A 14,408-nucleotide genomic window follows, 5' to 3' on the forward strand; every position below is an offset into this window, starting at 1 on the left:
AGCGGCCTCACTCCGACTGGCCCACCAGCCTCATGTAGCGGACCCAGTCCCAGTGCTTGCCCGGATCGGTGTGGTCGGTCCCCGGCACCTCGACATGGCCGATGACGTGCTCCCGGTCCTTCGGAATGCCGTACCTGTCGCAGATCGACGCCGTCAGCCGTGCCGACTCCTTGTACAGGGCGTCGGTGAAGTACTCCGGCTTGTCCACCCAGCCCTCGTGCTCGATGCCGATGCTCCGCGTGTTGTAGTCCCAGTTCCCCGCGTGCCAGGCCACGTCGGTCTCCCGCACGCACTGCGCGACATGCCCGTCCGCCGAGCGGACCAGGTAGTGCGCGGACACCCGCTTCTTCGGGTTCTGGAAGATGGACAGCGTGCCGGCGTACGACTGCTGCGTGACATGGATGATCACTCGGTCGATCGCGTACTCGTCGGGCCGCTGGGATGGTGTCCGGTTCTCGCTGCTCGCCGCCTGCCACTCGGCCGACGGGTAGTCGACGACCCCGGTCTGCGCGCCCGCCCGGCCCGCGGGGAGCAGCGCGTACGGGACGACGGCGAGGGCCGCGCCCTTCAGGAGCCGTCGCCTGCTGGGGAGCGGTCGTGCCCGGTCCATGGATGGAGTGCCTTTCGGAAGCGTGCTCGAAGCACGGGGAAGTCGAGGGCGGTCAGCGGCGCAGGGCCGCCGCCGTCTCGCGCAGTCGCGCATGCAGTCCGCGGTAAGTCTCGCGCGCGGGCAGCCACTCCTTGCGGAGCTTGGCCACACACGTGTAGTTGGTGTCGCACACGTTGGCCAACGGCGATTCCACCGTCTGGGTTGCGTACTGGTACGCGTCGAGTTCGCCGAACCCGTAGTCGCGCACCAGCCACTGCACCAGGTCGAGCTGCGATATCCGGAAGGCGTCCTCCAGCGGACGCGCCGAGCCCGTCGACACGATGTGCGTGTCCGACTCCAGCCGGGGCCACGGCGTCGCGATCCCCTTGAGGAGCTCGACGATCACCATGGTGTTCATCGCGCACTCCACGGCCACCCCGCAGGTCTCGCCCTCGCCCTGCCGGGCGTGCCCGTCGCCGAGGCTGAGCAGCGCGCCCTCGACGTTGACCCCTAGGTAGCAGGTGACGCCGGCCCGCATCTCGGGCGTGTCCATGTTCCCGCCGTGCGCGTCCGGCACCAGCGCCGAGCGCACTTCCAGGTTCGCGGGGGCCACACCGACCGTGCCGTGCATCGGGTCCAGCGGCAGCTCCAGCTCGATGTCGCCCTCGTGCGCGCGGAACAGAGCCGTGCGACGGGTGCGGTCCAGCTGCCAGATCCAGACCGTCTCCGGCAGCGGCGGCTGAAGGGTGGCCGTGGTGTGCGTCGAGGTGAGCGCGCCGAACAGGGGGACCGTCGTCGACGCCGCCCAGTCCCGGGCCGGTTCGATCGACACGAAGTGCACGGCGACGGTGTCGCCCGGCTCCGCGCCCTCGACGTGGAAGGGCCCGGTCTGCGGGTTGAGGAACGGGAACTCGCACACCTCGGACACCAGGTCCTTCTCGGACCGCACCCGGCCGGCGAAACAGTCCTCCGTGTACAGGTCGAGGACCGTGCCGGGCGCGATCCTCGCCACCGGCGGCGCCCCGCCGAACGTCCAGGCGTACTCGTCCGGTCCGGGCCGGACGGTGAGGATCCGGGGGTCGGTCATCGCGGTGGTGCTCCGTTCTGTGCGGCGACGACGCCAGGGGTGTCGTCTTCGAGGTGGACCCGTGCGGTCTCGGCTATGCGCTCGGGGTGACGCCGGATCAGCACCAGGAGGACGACCGCTCCGACAGCCATCCACACCCCGACCACCGGACCGGCGTACGACACCGGGGCGGTCAGCTTCGTCACGAAGTCGAAGACGGGCAGCCCGGCCGCGGTGAGCAGGGCGGGTACGAAGGCCACGATGCCCAGCAACGGGAGGAGCAGGTGCCGTACGGGCTTGAGGGACGGGCGGCCGCGGCGCAGGAAGTAGCCGGCGCAGGCGAGGTTGACGACGATGTAGACGCCGATGACGACCGTGACGATCACCGTGGCCAGCAGCAGGAACGCGGTCACCGGGTCGTAGCCGAAACCCAGCCCCAGTACGGCGCCGACCGCCACGACCGTCTGGGCCGCTATGCCGGCGACGGGAGAGCGGTACCGGGGGTGGAGCGTGGCGAGGACACGTGGGAGGACCCGGATGCGGGCCAGCGCGAAGGCCGTCCGCGTGGAGACGTTGGCGCAGGCGTTGGCGTTGGCGATCGTCGAGTTCACGACCGCCAGGAACACCAGCACCCAGAAGAGCCCGAAGGAGGTTCGGGCGACCCCCTGCCAGGACGCCTCGCCCGCCGCACCGAAGGAGGCGAACTTGCCGGGGCCGAAGTACACGGTCATCGCATAGGTCGTCACCACGTAGAACAGGCCGATCCCCAGGGCCGCGCCGAGCACCGCGCGGCGCATCGTGCGGCGCGGGTCGCGGGTCTCCTCGGCGAGCGGCGCGGCCGCCTCGAAGCCCGCGAACGCCAGTACGGTGTAGACGGAACCGGCGAAGACCCCGCTGACCCCTCCGTAGCCGTCCGCCGTGTGCGAAGTCCCGAACACGGACAGGGTGTTGTGGCCGCCGGCCCGGATGATCAGCCAGCCGGCGAAGACGAGGAACACCGCGATCTCGAAGATCCCGAGGACCGTCCCGAAACGGGCCGAGGCGCGCACCCCCAGATACCCGGAGGCGGCGATGACGGCCGCGCCGGCCAGCGCCCACGGCCACCACAGGTCGGCCGGGTAGGAGGCCCACTCGTCATGCAGGGTCCCCGCCGCGGTGAACCCGAGCTGGAGCAGCAGCAACGGCGGTACCAGCGCCTCCACGAACACGTAGCCCCAGCCGACCAGGAACCCCACGGCCGGATGCAGCCCCTGTGCCGCGTAGGTGGCCACGGAGCCGGCGGCGGGCAACTCGCGCGCCAGCTCGGCCACGCACGACGCGGTGAACAGACAGGCCACCAGAGCGATCAGCACCGCCAGCGGCAGGCTGCCTCCGGCGAACGCCGCCCCCGCCGGAATGGACGCGGCGACAGCGGCGGCAGGCGCCATCGCCGTGACGCTCTGGAACAGCACCTCCCGCAACCCCACCGCGTCCCGCCGCAGTCCCGCGGCCGCCTCTCCCGACATACGTCCCCCCGACGTGCGTGTTCCCCTCGATCAAGCGGATGCCTCGCGTGAATCACGGTACGGCGCTTGCGGGTTGGGCAGAAGAGCGCCCGGGGGTTCCGTGGACGGAGCGGCGACTGTGGACAACCTCGTCACCCGGACGGGTGAAGGGAGGGCGAGCCTCATACGGGCTCGCCCTCCCGCAGACAGACGCATGCCCCCGAACTCGCCGCCGAATGGAGCGCGACGAGGGCCGAGAGCGGCGCGACGAGCGGCGTCGCCGCCAACTCCCGCAGGGAGAACAGCGCATGCCGGTCGTGCTCGTCGCTGAGCCGTACCGCCGCCTCGTCGGCGAGGATCCCGCCGTCGAAGAAGCAGTCCAGCACGGGGCCGGTGCCGTCCACATCGGCCCGATGGTCGATACCGAGCAGCCTGAGCGCCGGACCGAGAACGATGCCGGTCTCCTCCTGCATTTCCCGCCGGGCCGCGGTCAGGGGATCCTCGCCGTGGTCGAGCATCCCGCCCGGCAGCCACCACTCGCCCGCCACCGGCTGGCCGGGGCCGTAGCGCAACAGCAGGACCCGGTCACGTTCGTCCCTCATGAACACGCACGAGGCGATGAGAGCCTGGGGCTGGGTCCTGATCCACTCCTCGCGGGGAACCCACTCGGCCACGCCGACCTCCCGGAGTCCGAAGGAACTTCAGGGTGACTCCCCACGGCGTGGCCGCCCCGAACCATCGGGCACGAAGGCGGAGACTTCCGGCCGCGTCTCGGTCAGACCCGCTCAGCGACGGTCGCCGGATCGTCCAGGACGGCCCGGATCACCGAGTGGGCCGCGCCCAGGAGCGGGCCGTCGGATCCCAGCCGGGACACGGAGACCGGGCAGGCCGGGCCCGTTGTGCGGTCGGCCAGCTCGGCTTCCAGGGACGGCAGGAGCCAGGGCGCGAGACCGGCCAGAGCCCCGCCCAGGACCACGGACTCGGGGTCGAGGAGGTTGACGGCGCCGGTCAGGGCGATGCCCAGGGCCGTACCGGCGTCCTCCAGGGCACGTCGTACGCCCTCGTGGTCCGCGTCCGCCCGCTGCGCGAGCAGTCCTACCGCGTCCTCGCGGGATTCGAGGCCGGCCGCGCGCAGCACCGCCTCCTCGCCGGCGTACTGCTCCAGGCACCCGCGCCCGCCACAGGCGCAGCGCGGCCCGTCGGGGTGGACCGGCACATGGCCGAGCTCGCCCGCGAAACCGCGTTTCCCGCGCAGCAGCTGTCCGTCCACCACGACGGCGGCGCCGATGCCGATCTCCGCCGACACGTGCAGGAAGTCGTGGGGTGTCGCGTCCCCGAGCCACAGCTCGGCCAGGGCGCCGAAGTTGGCTTCGTTGTCCACCGTCGGCGGGAGGTCGGCGGGCAGCAGCGCGGCGAGGTCGGTGTCGTGCCAGTCGAGGTTCGGGGCGTGGACGACCGTGTGCCCGTCGCGGGCCACTAGGCCGGGGACGGCGACCGCGAGACCGGCGGGCCACAGACCGTCCCGTTCCGCGTCCGCCACGACCCGCCGGACCAGCCCGGTCAGCTCCGCCACCACCGGGCGCGGATCCCGGCCCCGGTTGGCGCCGTGCCGCACGGCACGCGCGCGTACCTCGCCGCGCAGGTCCACCGCGCACACCGCGAGATGGTCGACCCCGACCTCCGCCCCGAGACCGGCCGGACCGTGCCCGCTCACCGCGAGCGCCGAACCCGGCCGCCCGACGCGGCTGGGCCGCTCGGGTCCCAGTTCCTCCAGGAGTCCCCAGCGGATCAGCTCGTCGACGAGGGTCGACACGGCCGCTCTGGTGAGGCCGATGCGTGAGGCGACCGCGGCCCGCGACAGCGAGCCCTCCGCGCTGACCGCGTGCATCACGCGCGCGAGGTTGCGCCGGCGCATGCCCTGCTGGGTGTCCGGCAGGGCACGGCCGGTCGCCGTCGGGCGGGCCTCGTGCAGCGGTGCGGTCATGCCTCCATCAACCCTCTGGGATCCTCTGGACGGTCCCCTGCCGATCAGCGGTTCTCCGGCGCCCGCTCCAGCAGCGGCGCCGCGTCGGAGAGTACCCCGGAGATCCTGGCCAGCGTCGCGGCGTCCCGCTCCACCGCGTCCAGCACCGGCCCCGCGGCTGTGTTCCAGCGCCGTGCCACCGATGCCGGGTCCTCGCCGGTGAGCAGCCCCGCCGCCTGCGCGGCGGCGCCGAGGGCCACCAGCTCCTTCGCCTCGGGCACCTGCACCGGTCGGCCCGACAGCCGCCGTACCGTCTCCTGCCAGGCCCGGCCCCGGGCGCCGCCGCCGATCAGCAGCAACGGGGTGGTCCGGTCGGCGTCCTCGTCGAGCACCAGGTCCAGAGCGCCCAGCAGGGCGTGCACGGCGCCGTCGTAGGCGGCCTGGAGGAGCTGGCCCGCGGTGGTGTCGTGACGCAGGCCGTGCAACAGGCCGGAGGCGTTCGGCAGGTTCGGGGTGCGCTCGCCGTCCAGGTACGGCAGCAGGGTCACCGAGGTGCCGGGCTCGACGGCCTCTCGGTCCAGGCCGAGGAGCGCCGCGACCCGGTCGACCGCGAGCGTGCAGTTCAGGGTGCAGGCGAGCGGCAGCCAGTCGCCGTGCGCGTCGGCGAAGCCCGCCACCGTACCGGTCGGGTCCGCGGGGCGGTGCCTGGAGACCGCGTACACCGTGCCCGAGGTGCCGAGGCTCAGCACGGGGGTGCCCGGACGCAGTCCGAGCCCCAGCGCGGCCGCCGCGTTGTCACCGGTGCCGGGCGCCACCAGGGTGCCCTTGGAGAACGGCAGGTCGTGACTGTCCCGGACGGTGCCGGCGACCTCGCCGGGCCGGACCACCCGGGGCAGGAACACCGGGTCCAGGCCCACATGGGCCAGGGTCTCCTCGTCGTACGCCTCGGTCGCCGACGCCCACCATCCGGTGCCGGAGGCGTCACCGCGGTCGGTCGTGCCCTGCCCGGTCAGGCGCTCGGTGAGGTAGTCGTGGGGGAGTCGTACGGCCCTGGTCGCCCGGACCGCCTCCGGCTCGTGCTCCGCCAGCCAGGCCCACTTGGTGACCGTGAACGACGCGCCCGGCACACTCCCGGTGCGCTCCGCCCAGGCCTTCGGGCCACCCAGCTCCTCGATCAGCCGCTGCGCCTGCGGCGCCGAACGGACGTCGTTCCAGAGCAGTGCGGGCCGCACCGGCTCGCCGTGCTCGTCCAGGGTGACCAGACCGTGCTGCTGCCCGCCGATCGACACGGCCGCCGCCTCGTGCGCGGCGTCCCCGCACTGGCGCAGCGCCTCGCACAGCGCGTCCCACCACTGGCGCGGATCACTCTCCCGGCCCGCGCCGGTGGTCACGGTGTGCGGTGCCTGGCCGCTCGCCACGACCTCGCCGGTGGACGCGTCGACGACCAGCGCCTTGGTGGACTGGGTGGACGTGTCCACGCCGACGACGAGCGGACCCTCGGCTGCTGACATCGGGCTCTCCCTTTTTCCGCGGCTCGCGGTGTACCTGACCTGCAATTTTCCCGGTTCGTCGGGGTGTCGCGACCCGGTTTTCGTCCTTCGGGGACAGGGTGACCCTTCCCAGGGACGCGTCGGCATACTAATTTGTAAACCGCGATGACGAAATAGTCGGCACGACAGTCATCCATCGGTCATCCACCGCAGTCATCGAGCACAGCCCCCGAGCAAGGAGCCGCGGCATGAGCTTCCAGCCCACCCCCGAGGACAGGTTCACCTTCGGCCTGTGGACCGTCGGCTGGCAGGGAAGGGACCCGTTCGGCGACGCCACCCGCCGCGCCCTCGACCCCGTCGAGACGGTCCAGCGCCTGTCCGAACTGGGCGCCCACGGTGTGACGTTCCACGACGACGACCTGATCCCCTTCGGGTCCTCCGACAGCGAGCGCGAGTCGCACATCAAGCGCTTCCGCCAGGCCCTCGACGCCACCGGCATGAAGGTGCCGATGGCCACCACCAACCTCTTCACCCACCCGGTCTTCAAGGACGGCGCGTTCACCGCGAACGACCGTGAGGTGCGCCGTTACGCGCTGCGCAAGACCATCCGCAACATCGACCTGGCCGTCGAACTGGGCGCCGAGACGTATGTCGCCTGGGGAGGCCGCGAGGGCGCCGAGTCCGGTGCCGCCAAGGACGTGCGGGTCGCCCTCGACCGCATGAAGGAGGCCTTCGACCTCCTCGGCGAGTACGTCACCTCCCAGGGCTACGACCTGCGCTTCGCCATCGAGCCCAAGCCGAACGAGCCGCGCGGCGACATCCTGCTCCCCACCGTCGGTCATGCCCTCGCCTTCATCGAGCGCCTGGAGCGCCCCGAGCTGTACGGCGTGAACCCCGAGGTGGGCCACGAGCAGATGGCCGGCCTGAACTTCCCGCACGGCATCGCGCAGGCCCTGTGGGCGGGCAAGCTCTTCCACATCGACCTCAACGGCCAGTCCGGCATCAAGTACGACCAGGACCTGCGCTTCGGCGCCGGTGACCTGCGCGCCGCCTTCTGGCTGGTCGACCTCCTCGAGAGCGCCGGCTACGCGGGTCCGAAGCACTTCGACTTCAAGCCGCCGCGGACCGAGGACCTCGACGGCGTGTGGGCGTCGGCCGCCGGCTGCATGCGCAACTACCTGATCCTCAAGGAGCGCGCGGCCGCCTTCCGTGCGGACCCGGAGGTCCAGGAGGCCCTGCGCGCCTCCCGGCTCGACCAGCTGGCCCAGCCGACCGCCGCGGACGGCCTCCAGGCCCTCCTCGCGGACCGCACGGCCTTCGAGGAGTTCCACGCGGACGCGACCGCCGCACGCGGGATGGCCTTCGAGCGGCTCGACCAGCTGGCGATGGACCACCTGCTGGGCGCCCGGGGCTGAACACGCACGCGCGCGTGAAGGCCGTTTCCCCAGTGACGGCCTCACGCGCGCGTGTCGTTCTCCGTGCCCGGACTCCGTGCGCGGCTTCTGTGCCCGGATTCTGTGCCCGCACGGCCGGTTCGCACCGGAAATGCTCCGGAATCGTCCGGTCCACGGCATGAGTCCGTGCCAACTCCCGCGCCGGGCTCGCGTGCTGACCGGAACGCGGTGACTCTTGACGGTATGGCCATGCCGCCCGTACCGCCACGACCGCCCGGCCCGCCACATGGCACTCCGCCGCCCGGCGGAGGCTACGACCCGCCTCCGCACGGGGGTTACGACCCCCCGTACGAAGGTTTCGCACCGCCCCCGCACGCGGGCTTCGGTGCCCCACCCGGCGACCAGGACCCGCCCACCACCGTCGGGTGGATGCCACCACGCCCCCCGGAGCCGCCCCGCCGGCGCAGGGGTCCGTTGTTCGCCGTCCTGGCCCTGCTGGTGGTCGCGGTGGCCGTCGCCGCCATCGTCCTGATGGCGTCGGGTGGCGACGGCTCGACCGACGACAAGCCCGGCGCCGGCAGCCCGAGCCCCTCCGGCCCGGCCCGGCCTTCGCTCAGCCTCCCGACCGCGCTGCCCAGCAGCCTGCCGTCGGGCCTGCCGAGCGAACTCCCTTCGCAGTGGCCCTCGGGGCTGCCCAGCGAGCTGCCGAGCGGTCTGGATTCCCTGCTGCCCTCACTGCTCGGGTAGTCACAGCCTCTGGCGCGCCTACCGGAGTGTCCGGAACCACCGCACCACGGCGGCGGTTCCCGCCTGCTGGGAACCCAGATGGCGGGAACCGCCGTAGTCCGGGGTGCCGAGGTCGACCAGCGGGGCGTCGACGCCGTGGGCGCGCAGGTCGGCGTGGCAGTGAGCCGTGTTCGCGTTGACGGCCTGCTCGTCCCCGTCCGCGTAATAGAGCCTGACCGGAGCCCGCGGCACCCAGTCGGTGCACACGCTGTCCGTGGTCCGCAGGGCCGCCGCCAGCCCACCGGTGGGGTGGGCCAGCATCGCCCGGCCGTGGGCGGTGAGCAGCGCGTCGAGGGAGTCCGGGGTGCCGGCCACGACCTCCTGACCGGTGTGTGTGCCGTCCAGCAGGTCCTCGACCGTGCGGTCGTACGGCGCCCGGAACACCTGGGCCGGCGTGTCGTACAGGTGGTACAGACGGTTGAACGCGACCAGGGCCAGCGCCGTGTAGATCACGCTCGCCTTCGGGTCCGTCTGCCCGGCCAGCAGCGATGGAATCGCCGCGTCCCGGAACGCGTAGGCGCCGCTGACGGGTGCCACCGCGCGGAGCCGGAACCAGCCGTCGGCCCCCTCCTGCAGCGACCGGGCCAGTCCTAGCGCTGCCGACGCGCCCTGGGAGAAGCCGGTGACCAGTACGCCCCGGCGCATCTCCCGGCCCTTCTGCGCCGCGACGGTGCGGGACGCCCGCAGCATGTCCAGCGCGGCCGTCGTCTCCGACGGCACGTCCATCCAGGGGTGGGGGCCGGGGCCCAGGCCCAGCCCGAGGTAGTCGGGGAGCACCGCGGCGAACCCGGCGGACGCGTAGGTCAGGGCAGGCGCCTGGTCCCAGACCTCGGCCGAGACCGAGGCGACGTCGCCCTTGAACAGTTCCGTGCCGTGCGTGAACGACACTGCTTGCAGCCGCCGTTCACCGTTGCGCGGCAAGGCCAGCAGCCCGCTGGCGGTGGTGGGCCGGCCATGCGGATCCACCGTGCGGTACACGATCCTGAAGGTGTCCAGGCCGTACCGCACGGTCCCGGTGTCCCAGGCCCCCTCCTCGTCGCCCGCCAGCTCGGCCGCGGCCTGCCGGGCGGTCAGTGTCCGCAGGTGCTCGACGGACACCAACGTGCCCCGCGACACATGTGCCCCCACCGGGGAGGCTGTGGCAGTCACCGGTGCACGCGACGCCTGCGCGACCACGGCCGTCGCGCTGCTCGCCGTCAGCGCCACCGCCACCGCCGAAATCACCAGTATTCTGCTGATTCGCTTCGTACCCGTTCGCTTCATACCGTGACCGTACGAACCCCCGCAGCCACCGACCATCCGGCCAACCGGCCTGTACGGGTGGGGTTTTCCGCAGGACCGAGTCGCCCCTGGACGTCCGGCGCGGCAACCGACCGGGAGTGGTTACGCTGGGAGCAGGGCTGCTTCACAATCTGTTCGAGTCGGTACTCGGGGGCCAGTAGGGGTGGCTCGTCAGGGATGTCTCAGGGTCGTGGTCCGGAACCGCGGGAAGCGCGGGCCCGTTTTCAGATCAGAGAGCGGCAAGGGCCGCGAAGGAGGCGACGCTGATGTCGAAGAACGCGAAGATCGCCGCAGGAGGTGTGGCGGTCGGGCTCATCCTGCTGATATGGCTGCCCTGGTGGGTGACGTTCCTGATCGTGGTGGGCGTCCCGGTGGCCGCGTACCTCACCCTCGACCCCTCGCAGCGGCGCAGGCTGCGCCGGGTCACGCGCAAGGAGATCGGCCGCTGAGCCACCTGCCCGGGACCGCGCCCCGCCCCTGACGGGCCTGGCGGCGGGATGCGGCCCGGGAGGCTCACAGGGGCCGTACGGCCATCTTGTCGAGGGCTTCCAGGAGGCCGGGGAGCTCGGGACCCCGGCCGACCGGCAGGACCTCGCCGGGTTCCTCGTCGAGGAGCACGAAGGCGATGTCGTCGGTCCGGGCCACGAGCGACCAGCCGGGACCGTCGGCGCGCAGGGTACGGGCGTCGCCCGGGGCGAACGAGGAGCGGACCCGGCCCAGCGGCGGAGGCGTGTCCACGTAGGCCCACGCCTCGGCCAGGACCCGCCGGACTCCGACGTGCCCCGTCGGGGCCGCCTCGGCCTCCGGCGGAGCCCCCTCGGGGGCTTCTGGGGCCTCGGCGGCCGCCGCCGGTGCCGGGAAGAGGTCGTCGCCGATCTGTTCCCGCCAGATCGCCCACTGCAGGGCGATCTCGTCCGCGCCCAGCCGCCGCTGCGCCGCACCCCAGGTGCTGGTGTCCGGCGGGGTCAGCGGTGCCTGGTCCGCCACCTCCGGGCCGGGGTCGTGCGGCGCGGGCACGTTGGGAGCCGCCACGGCGACCGCCAGCGGCCAGCCGGGCAGGGCGGCGACCACCGTGCGTTCGTCCGGCGACAGGTCGTACTCCATGCCGCAGTCCCAGGACGCGATCGCGACGGCGACCAGCGAGACGTCGTCGATGACGACCGTCCAGCGCGCCCCTTCGCCGTCCTGGCCGAGCACCAGGCCGTACCCGTCGGCGCGCGGTGCCAGCTCCAGCGCCGCGCACGCCTCCGGATAGTCGTCGCCCAGCACACTCGGAAACTTCGCGGGCGTCAGCAGCACCGCCGTGAGCACATACAGTGCTTCGTCCGCGGCGACGGCCTCCTCGTCGGTCCCGGCCATCCCTGCCTCCCCAGTGGTTCGTCCAACGGCGCGCACCCTAGTGCGACGGGGAGGCCGTTGTCACGACCGGCCTCCACACGCGAGCTGCAGGTTTCCACCGGGACGGGACGAAACGACCTCGCGGGGCACGGAAGACCCACGACCGCGGCGGTACTGGAGGGTCAGGCCACCGGGAGCCCGAGAAGGTCGCGAGCCACCGTCGCCGGCGACTCGTCGCGCTCCCGGGCCAGGGTGACCACGGCCCGGCACGCCAGCTCGCTCACCCCGAACGACAGCGCCTCCGGCGACACCCAGCCCGCCGCCTCCTCGATCAGGTCCTGGTCGTCCTCCGCCCGGGCCGCGACATAGGCGGCCGCGGCCTCGAACAAGTTGTGCGTGCGTCGCTCACGGCTGGCACGCCGTTCCGGCACCGCTCCCGCTCCGCCCTCGGCGCCACGCCATCTGCTTACGTACCTGCGGATCCGGTCGAACACGCGGGCCCCCTTCCCTTTGTCGGCCTTCGCCTGCGAACATCTGCCTTCCTCCGTCGAACGTAGGGTTGAAGCTCCGGCAACAGAAGAGGGCGTGGCGAAGAGGAGCAGCCCTGAGGTCTCAGCCGGCCCCTGCCCCGGCTTGGCCCTCGGTCTCGGTTTCGGTCCCGGCCTCGGCTTCGAGCGAGGCGATGGTGGCGCGCAGCCAGGCGAGTTCGGCGTGGCTCGTGGCGCGCGCGATGGTCAGGATGCCCCGGCGGAACGGGTCGTCGACCTCCTCGGCGTGCAGCGGCCGGTCGCCCTCGTAGAAGAAGCTCGCGGGCTCCTCCAGGAAGGCCAGCCGCCGGCGCAGGACGGCCGCCTGGGCGGCAGGGGCGTCCAGGTGCCGGAGGAAGGCCAGCACCGTGAACCAGCGGTTCTCGTCGGTGATGTCGCGCCCGGCCGGTTCGGTGAGTCGGCGGTGCAGCTCCCGCCTGCCCTCCTCGGTGAGCGTGAGCACATGGCGCGGCGCGGCCACGGAGCCGGGCTCGGTGGCCCGGGCCAGCAGGCCCGCTTTCTCCAGCCGCTTGATCGCCGGATACAGCGTGCCCTCGGCGACGGGCCGCACGTGCCCGGTCAGCGCGGCGATGTGCTTGCGCAGGACATAGCCGTGCAAGGGGGCGTCGTACAGGAAACCGAGGATGGCGAGCTCCAGCATGCGGGCGCGCGTGCTTGATCAGGTCGGGCCGGTCTGGGCGGCGACCATGCGGCTGGCCGACCCGCGGGCACTGCACCGCAGCGCCGTGGGCCTGCGGCGCGGCTCGGATCCCGTCATGCGCACGCTCCTGGAAGGGCTGACCGTCGACCGCGTCTACCTCCAGGGCGAACTCAGCGGCGAACTCGCCGGGCAGGAGGCACTGGAGGCGTCGGGGGTGCGGGTGGTGACGGTGCCGGGCGCCGGGTACAACGTCATGTTCGACCGTCCCGACGCCTTCGCCGCGGCGGTCGCCGGCTAACGTCCGCGGACCGCCAGCGCCAGGAACCGGGCGTCCTCGTCCACGTACGACGTCATGCGCCAGCCCGAACCGGCCAGCAACGGGCCGAGGTTGCCCTCCGCACGCAGGTCGTCCGGCGTGATCTGCCGTCCCTGGCGCGCCGCCAGGGCGGACCGGCCGATCGGGTGGAACAGGGCGAGGGCACCGCCGGGGCGGACCACGCGCGACAGCTCCCGCAGGTTCTCTTCCGGACGGGGCAGATGGGCGATCAGGCCCGCGGCGAACACGGCGTCGAGGGACTCCGACCGCACCGGCAGCGCGGCGACGTCGGCGAGCAGCAACCACCCGTCACGGTCCCGGCCGGCCCGCCGGGCGGCCTGGAGCATCGCCGGCGTGAGGTCGATCCCGAGGACCGTGCCGGTGGGTCCCACGGCCCGGCGGAGCGGCGGCAGGGCGCGCCCGGTGCCGCACCCCGCGTCGAGGACCCGGTCACCCGCACGCAGACCCAGATCGGTGACGGCGGCCGCGTACGCGGGACCGTCGTCGGGGAACCGGCTGTCCCAGTCGGCCGCCCGTGCGGCGAAGAACTCCCGGACATGTGTGTGGTCATCGCTCATGGTCCGCATGATCCCTCACCGTCACGGAGGACGACCCTGCGCGCATGTTCGAGCGGGACGCGATCGTTCCGGCACATCTCTGAGTCATATTGCAACACCTTTCGAAATGCGCCCCCTTTGTGCGCCCGTGCCCCCTAGCGTCCCTGGGCCATGGGACATCTGCACCACGCCACCTTCGGCTGGCTGACCCCCGTGCTGTCGTACGTCATGGCCTGCATAGGCGCCGCACTGGGGCTGCGCTGCACCGTCCGCGCGCTCGGCAGCACCGGCCGCTCGCGCCGCAACTGGCTGCTCACCGCGGCGTCCGCGCTCGGCACCGGCATCTGGACCATGCACTTCGTGGCCATGCTCGGCTTCAGCGTCAGCGGCACTGACATCCGCTACGACGTGCCGCTGACCATCCTCAGCCTGCTCGTCGCCGTGGTCGTCGTCAGCGCCGGCGTCTTCGCCGTCGGCTACAGCCGCGACCGTAACCGGGCACTCCTGCTCGGCGGACTCACCACCGGGCTGGGCGTCGCCAGCATGCACTACCTCGGCATGGCGGCCGTCCGGCTGCACGGCGCCGTGCACTACGACCCGATGCTCGTCGGGCTCTCCGTCCTCATCGCCGTGGTCGCCGCGACCGCGGCCCTGTGGGCGGCGCTCAACATCAGGTCGCCCGTCGCGGTCACCGTCGCCTCCCTGGTCATGGGAGCGGCCGTCAGCAGCATGCACTACACCGGCATGTTCGCGGTGAGCGTGCACGTCACGCCCTCCGGCAGCCCCCTGCCCGGAGCCACGGCGATGCAGTTCATCTTCCCCCTCGCCGTCGGCCTCGGGTCCTATCTGTTCCTCACCTCGGCCTTCGTCGCGCTCTCGCCCACGGCCGGGGAGCGCGAGGCGTCCGCCTCGGCCCAGCGGCCCGTCGCGGGCGCCGCGCGCTGACCCGGTGCCGC

Annotated in this window: 16 protein-coding genes and 1 pseudogene; 6 read left to right on the forward strand and 11 right to left on the reverse strand. The window is 72.7% G+C overall.

Features of this window, described 5'->3' with window-relative positions:
- Positions 1 to 7: 7 nt before the first annotated feature.
- From ABT137_RS19500 to xylB, 6 genes are all read right to left on the reverse strand, one after another.
- The gene (locus ABT137_RS19500; RefSeq protein ID WP_351710390.1) at positions 8 to 610 is read right to left on the reverse strand and encodes an N-acetylmuramoyl-L-alanine amidase; all 603 of its coding nucleotides are present in this window, start codon (positions 608 to 610) and stop codon (positions 8 to 10) included.
- A 52-nt stretch (positions 611 to 662) separates the two neighbouring features.
- Positions 663 to 1,676: an acetamidase/formamidase family protein gene (locus ABT137_RS19505; protein ID WP_351710392.1), complete on the reverse strand. Its 1,014-nt coding sequence runs from the start codon at positions 1,674 to 1,676 to the stop codon at positions 663 to 665.
- Entirely contained in the window at positions 1,673 to 3,160 is a 1,488-nt protein-coding gene (locus ABT137_RS19510; RefSeq protein ID WP_351710394.1) for an APC family permease, read from the reverse strand. The genes ABT137_RS19505 and ABT137_RS19510 overlap by 4 nt, the downstream gene beginning before the upstream one ends.
- A 161-nt stretch (positions 3,161 to 3,321) precedes the next feature.
- Positions 3,322 to 3,813: an NUDIX hydrolase gene (locus ABT137_RS19515; protein WP_351710396.1), complete on the reverse strand. Its 492-nt coding sequence runs from the start codon at positions 3,811 to 3,813 to the stop codon at positions 3,322 to 3,324.
- Positions 3,814 to 3,914: 101 nt separating this feature from the next.
- Entirely contained in the window at positions 3,915 to 5,123 is a 1,209-nt protein-coding gene (locus tag ABT137_RS19520) for an ROK family protein (RefSeq protein ID WP_351710398.1), read from the reverse strand.
- 44 nt (positions 5,124 to 5,167) lie between these two features.
- The gene (xylB, locus tag ABT137_RS19525; protein WP_351710400.1) at positions 5,168 to 6,613 is read right to left on the reverse strand and encodes a xylulokinase; all 1,446 of its coding nucleotides are present in this window, start codon (positions 6,611 to 6,613) and stop codon (positions 5,168 to 5,170) included.
- 227 nt (positions 6,614 to 6,840) lie between these two features.
- On the opposite strand from xylB, the gene xylA reads away from it, so the two are divergent.
- The gene (xylA, locus tag ABT137_RS19530) at positions 6,841 to 8,007 is read left to right on the forward strand and encodes a xylose isomerase (protein WP_351710402.1); all 1,167 of its coding nucleotides are present in this window, start codon (positions 6,841 to 6,843) and stop codon (positions 8,005 to 8,007) included.
- Positions 8,008 to 8,415: 408 nt separating this feature from the next.
- Complete coding sequence (locus tag ABT137_RS19535; RefSeq protein WP_351710404.1) at positions 8,416 to 8,733, forward strand: hypothetical protein; 318 nt, start codon at positions 8,416 to 8,418, stop codon at positions 8,731 to 8,733.
- 18 nt (positions 8,734 to 8,751) lie between these two features.
- Here the strand turns inward: ABT137_RS19535 and ABT137_RS19540 are convergent, their stop codons facing one another.
- Entirely contained in the window at positions 8,752 to 9,870 is a 1,119-nt protein-coding gene (locus ABT137_RS19540) for an alpha/beta hydrolase family protein (RefSeq protein WP_351710406.1), read from the reverse strand.
- Between the two features lie 40 nt (positions 9,871 to 9,910).
- Between ABT137_RS19540 and ABT137_RS19545 the strand changes: the two genes are divergently transcribed.
- Together ABT137_RS19545 and ABT137_RS19550 are read left to right on the forward strand one after the other, a co-directional pair.
- On the forward strand, positions 9,911 to 10,042 hold the full coding sequence (locus tag ABT137_RS19545; RefSeq protein WP_351710408.1) for a hypothetical protein: 132 nt from the start codon (positions 9,911 to 9,913) through the stop codon (positions 10,040 to 10,042).
- Between the two features lie 277 nt (positions 10,043 to 10,319).
- Positions 10,320 to 10,502, forward strand: coding sequence for a tail-anchor membrane protein (locus ABT137_RS19550; RefSeq protein ID WP_181809683.1), 183 nt, complete (start codon positions 10,320 to 10,322; stop codon positions 10,500 to 10,502).
- A gap of 64 nt (positions 10,503 to 10,566) precedes the next feature.
- Here the strand turns inward: ABT137_RS19550 and ABT137_RS19555 are convergent, their stop codons facing one another.
- From ABT137_RS19555 to ABT137_RS19565, 3 genes are all read right to left on the reverse strand, one after another.
- Positions 10,567 to 11,412 carry a hypothetical protein gene (locus ABT137_RS19555; protein ID WP_351710410.1) on the reverse strand — a complete coding sequence of 282 codons (846 nt, stop codon included), beginning with the start codon at positions 11,410 to 11,412 and terminating at the stop codon, positions 10,567 to 10,569.
- A 161-nt stretch (positions 11,413 to 11,573) separates the two neighbouring features.
- Positions 11,574 to 11,885, reverse strand: a complete 312-nt coding sequence (locus ABT137_RS19560) for a hypothetical protein (RefSeq protein ID WP_502984542.1) — start codon at positions 11,883 to 11,885, stop codon at positions 11,574 to 11,576.
- Positions 11,886 to 12,003: 118 nt separating this feature from the next.
- Positions 12,004 to 12,579, reverse strand: a complete 576-nt coding sequence (locus ABT137_RS19565) for a PadR family transcriptional regulator (RefSeq protein ID WP_351710414.1) — start codon at positions 12,577 to 12,579, stop codon at positions 12,004 to 12,006.
- 4 nt (positions 12,580 to 12,583) lie between these two features.
- Between ABT137_RS19565 and ABT137_RS19570 the strand changes: the two are divergent.
- Positions 12,584 to 12,877: pseudogene (locus ABT137_RS19570) on the forward strand (alpha/beta fold hydrolase); the annotation flags it as partial.
- Here ABT137_RS19570 and ABT137_RS19575 read toward each other — a convergent pair.
- Complete coding sequence (locus ABT137_RS19575) at positions 12,874 to 13,473, reverse strand: class I SAM-dependent methyltransferase (RefSeq protein ID WP_351710416.1); 600 nt, start codon at positions 13,471 to 13,473, stop codon at positions 12,874 to 12,876. The pseudogene ABT137_RS19570 and the gene ABT137_RS19575 sit on opposite strands and share 4 nt — an antisense overlap.
- A gap of 150 nt (positions 13,474 to 13,623) precedes the next feature.
- Here ABT137_RS19575 and ABT137_RS19580 point away from each other — a divergent pair, with 150 nt between their 5' ends.
- Positions 13,624 to 14,397 (forward strand): MHYT domain-containing protein, encoded by a 774-nt coding sequence (locus ABT137_RS19580; RefSeq protein ID WP_351710418.1) that lies wholly within the window; start codon positions 13,624 to 13,626, stop codon positions 14,395 to 14,397.
- Positions 14,398 to 14,408 lie beyond the last annotated feature (11 nt).

It is taken from the genome of Streptomyces sp. NPDC001980 (assembly GCF_040296885.1).
In the GTDB taxonomy this organism is placed as follows: Bacteria; Actinomycetota; Actinomycetes; order Streptomycetales; family Streptomycetaceae; genus Streptomyces.

Bases quoted from the DNA above. Each gene is read 5' to 3' on its own strand.
- ABT137_RS19550 (WP_181809683.1), top strand. From the start codon at position 10,320: ATGTCGAAGAACGCGAAGATCGCCGCAGGAGGTGTGGCGGTCGGGCTC.
- ABT137_RS19580 (WP_351710418.1), top strand. From the start codon at position 13,624: ATGGGACATCTGCACCACGCCACCTTCGGCTGGCTGACCCCCGTGCTG.
- xylA (WP_351710402.1), top strand. From the start codon at position 6,841: ATGAGCTTCCAGCCCACCCCCGAGGACAGGTTCACCTTCGGCCTGTGG.
- ABT137_RS19565 (WP_351710414.1), bottom strand. From the start codon at position 12,579: ATGCTGGAGCTCGCCATCCTCGGTTTCCTGTACGACGCCCCCTTGCAC.
- ABT137_RS19575 (WP_351710416.1), bottom strand. From the start codon at position 13,473: ATGAGCGATGACCACACACATGTCCGGGAGTTCTTCGCCGCACGGGCG.
- ABT137_RS19505 (WP_351710392.1), bottom strand. From the start codon at position 1,676: ATGACCGACCCCCGGATCCTCACCGTCCGGCCCGGACCGGACGAGTAC.
- ABT137_RS19510 (WP_351710394.1), bottom strand. From the start codon at position 3,160: ATGTCGGGAGAGGCGGCCGCGGGACTGCGGCGGGACGCGGTGGGGTTG.
- ABT137_RS19520 (WP_351710398.1), bottom strand. From the start codon at position 5,123: ATGACCGCACCGCTGCACGAGGCCCGCCCGACGGCGACCGGCCGTGCC.
- xylB (WP_351710400.1), bottom strand. From the start codon at position 6,613: ATGTCAGCAGCCGAGGGTCCGCTCGTCGTCGGCGTGGACACGTCCACC.
- ABT137_RS19555 (WP_351710410.1), bottom strand. From the start codon at position 11,412: ATGGCCGGGACCGACGAGGAGGCCGTCGCCGCGGACGAAGCACTGTAT.
- ABT137_RS19535 (WP_351710404.1), top strand. From the start codon at position 8,416: ATGCCACCACGCCCCCCGGAGCCGCCCCGCCGGCGCAGGGGTCCGTTG.
- ABT137_RS19500 (WP_351710390.1), bottom strand. From the start codon at position 610: ATGGACCGGGCACGACCGCTCCCCAGCAGGCGACGGCTCCTGAAGGGC.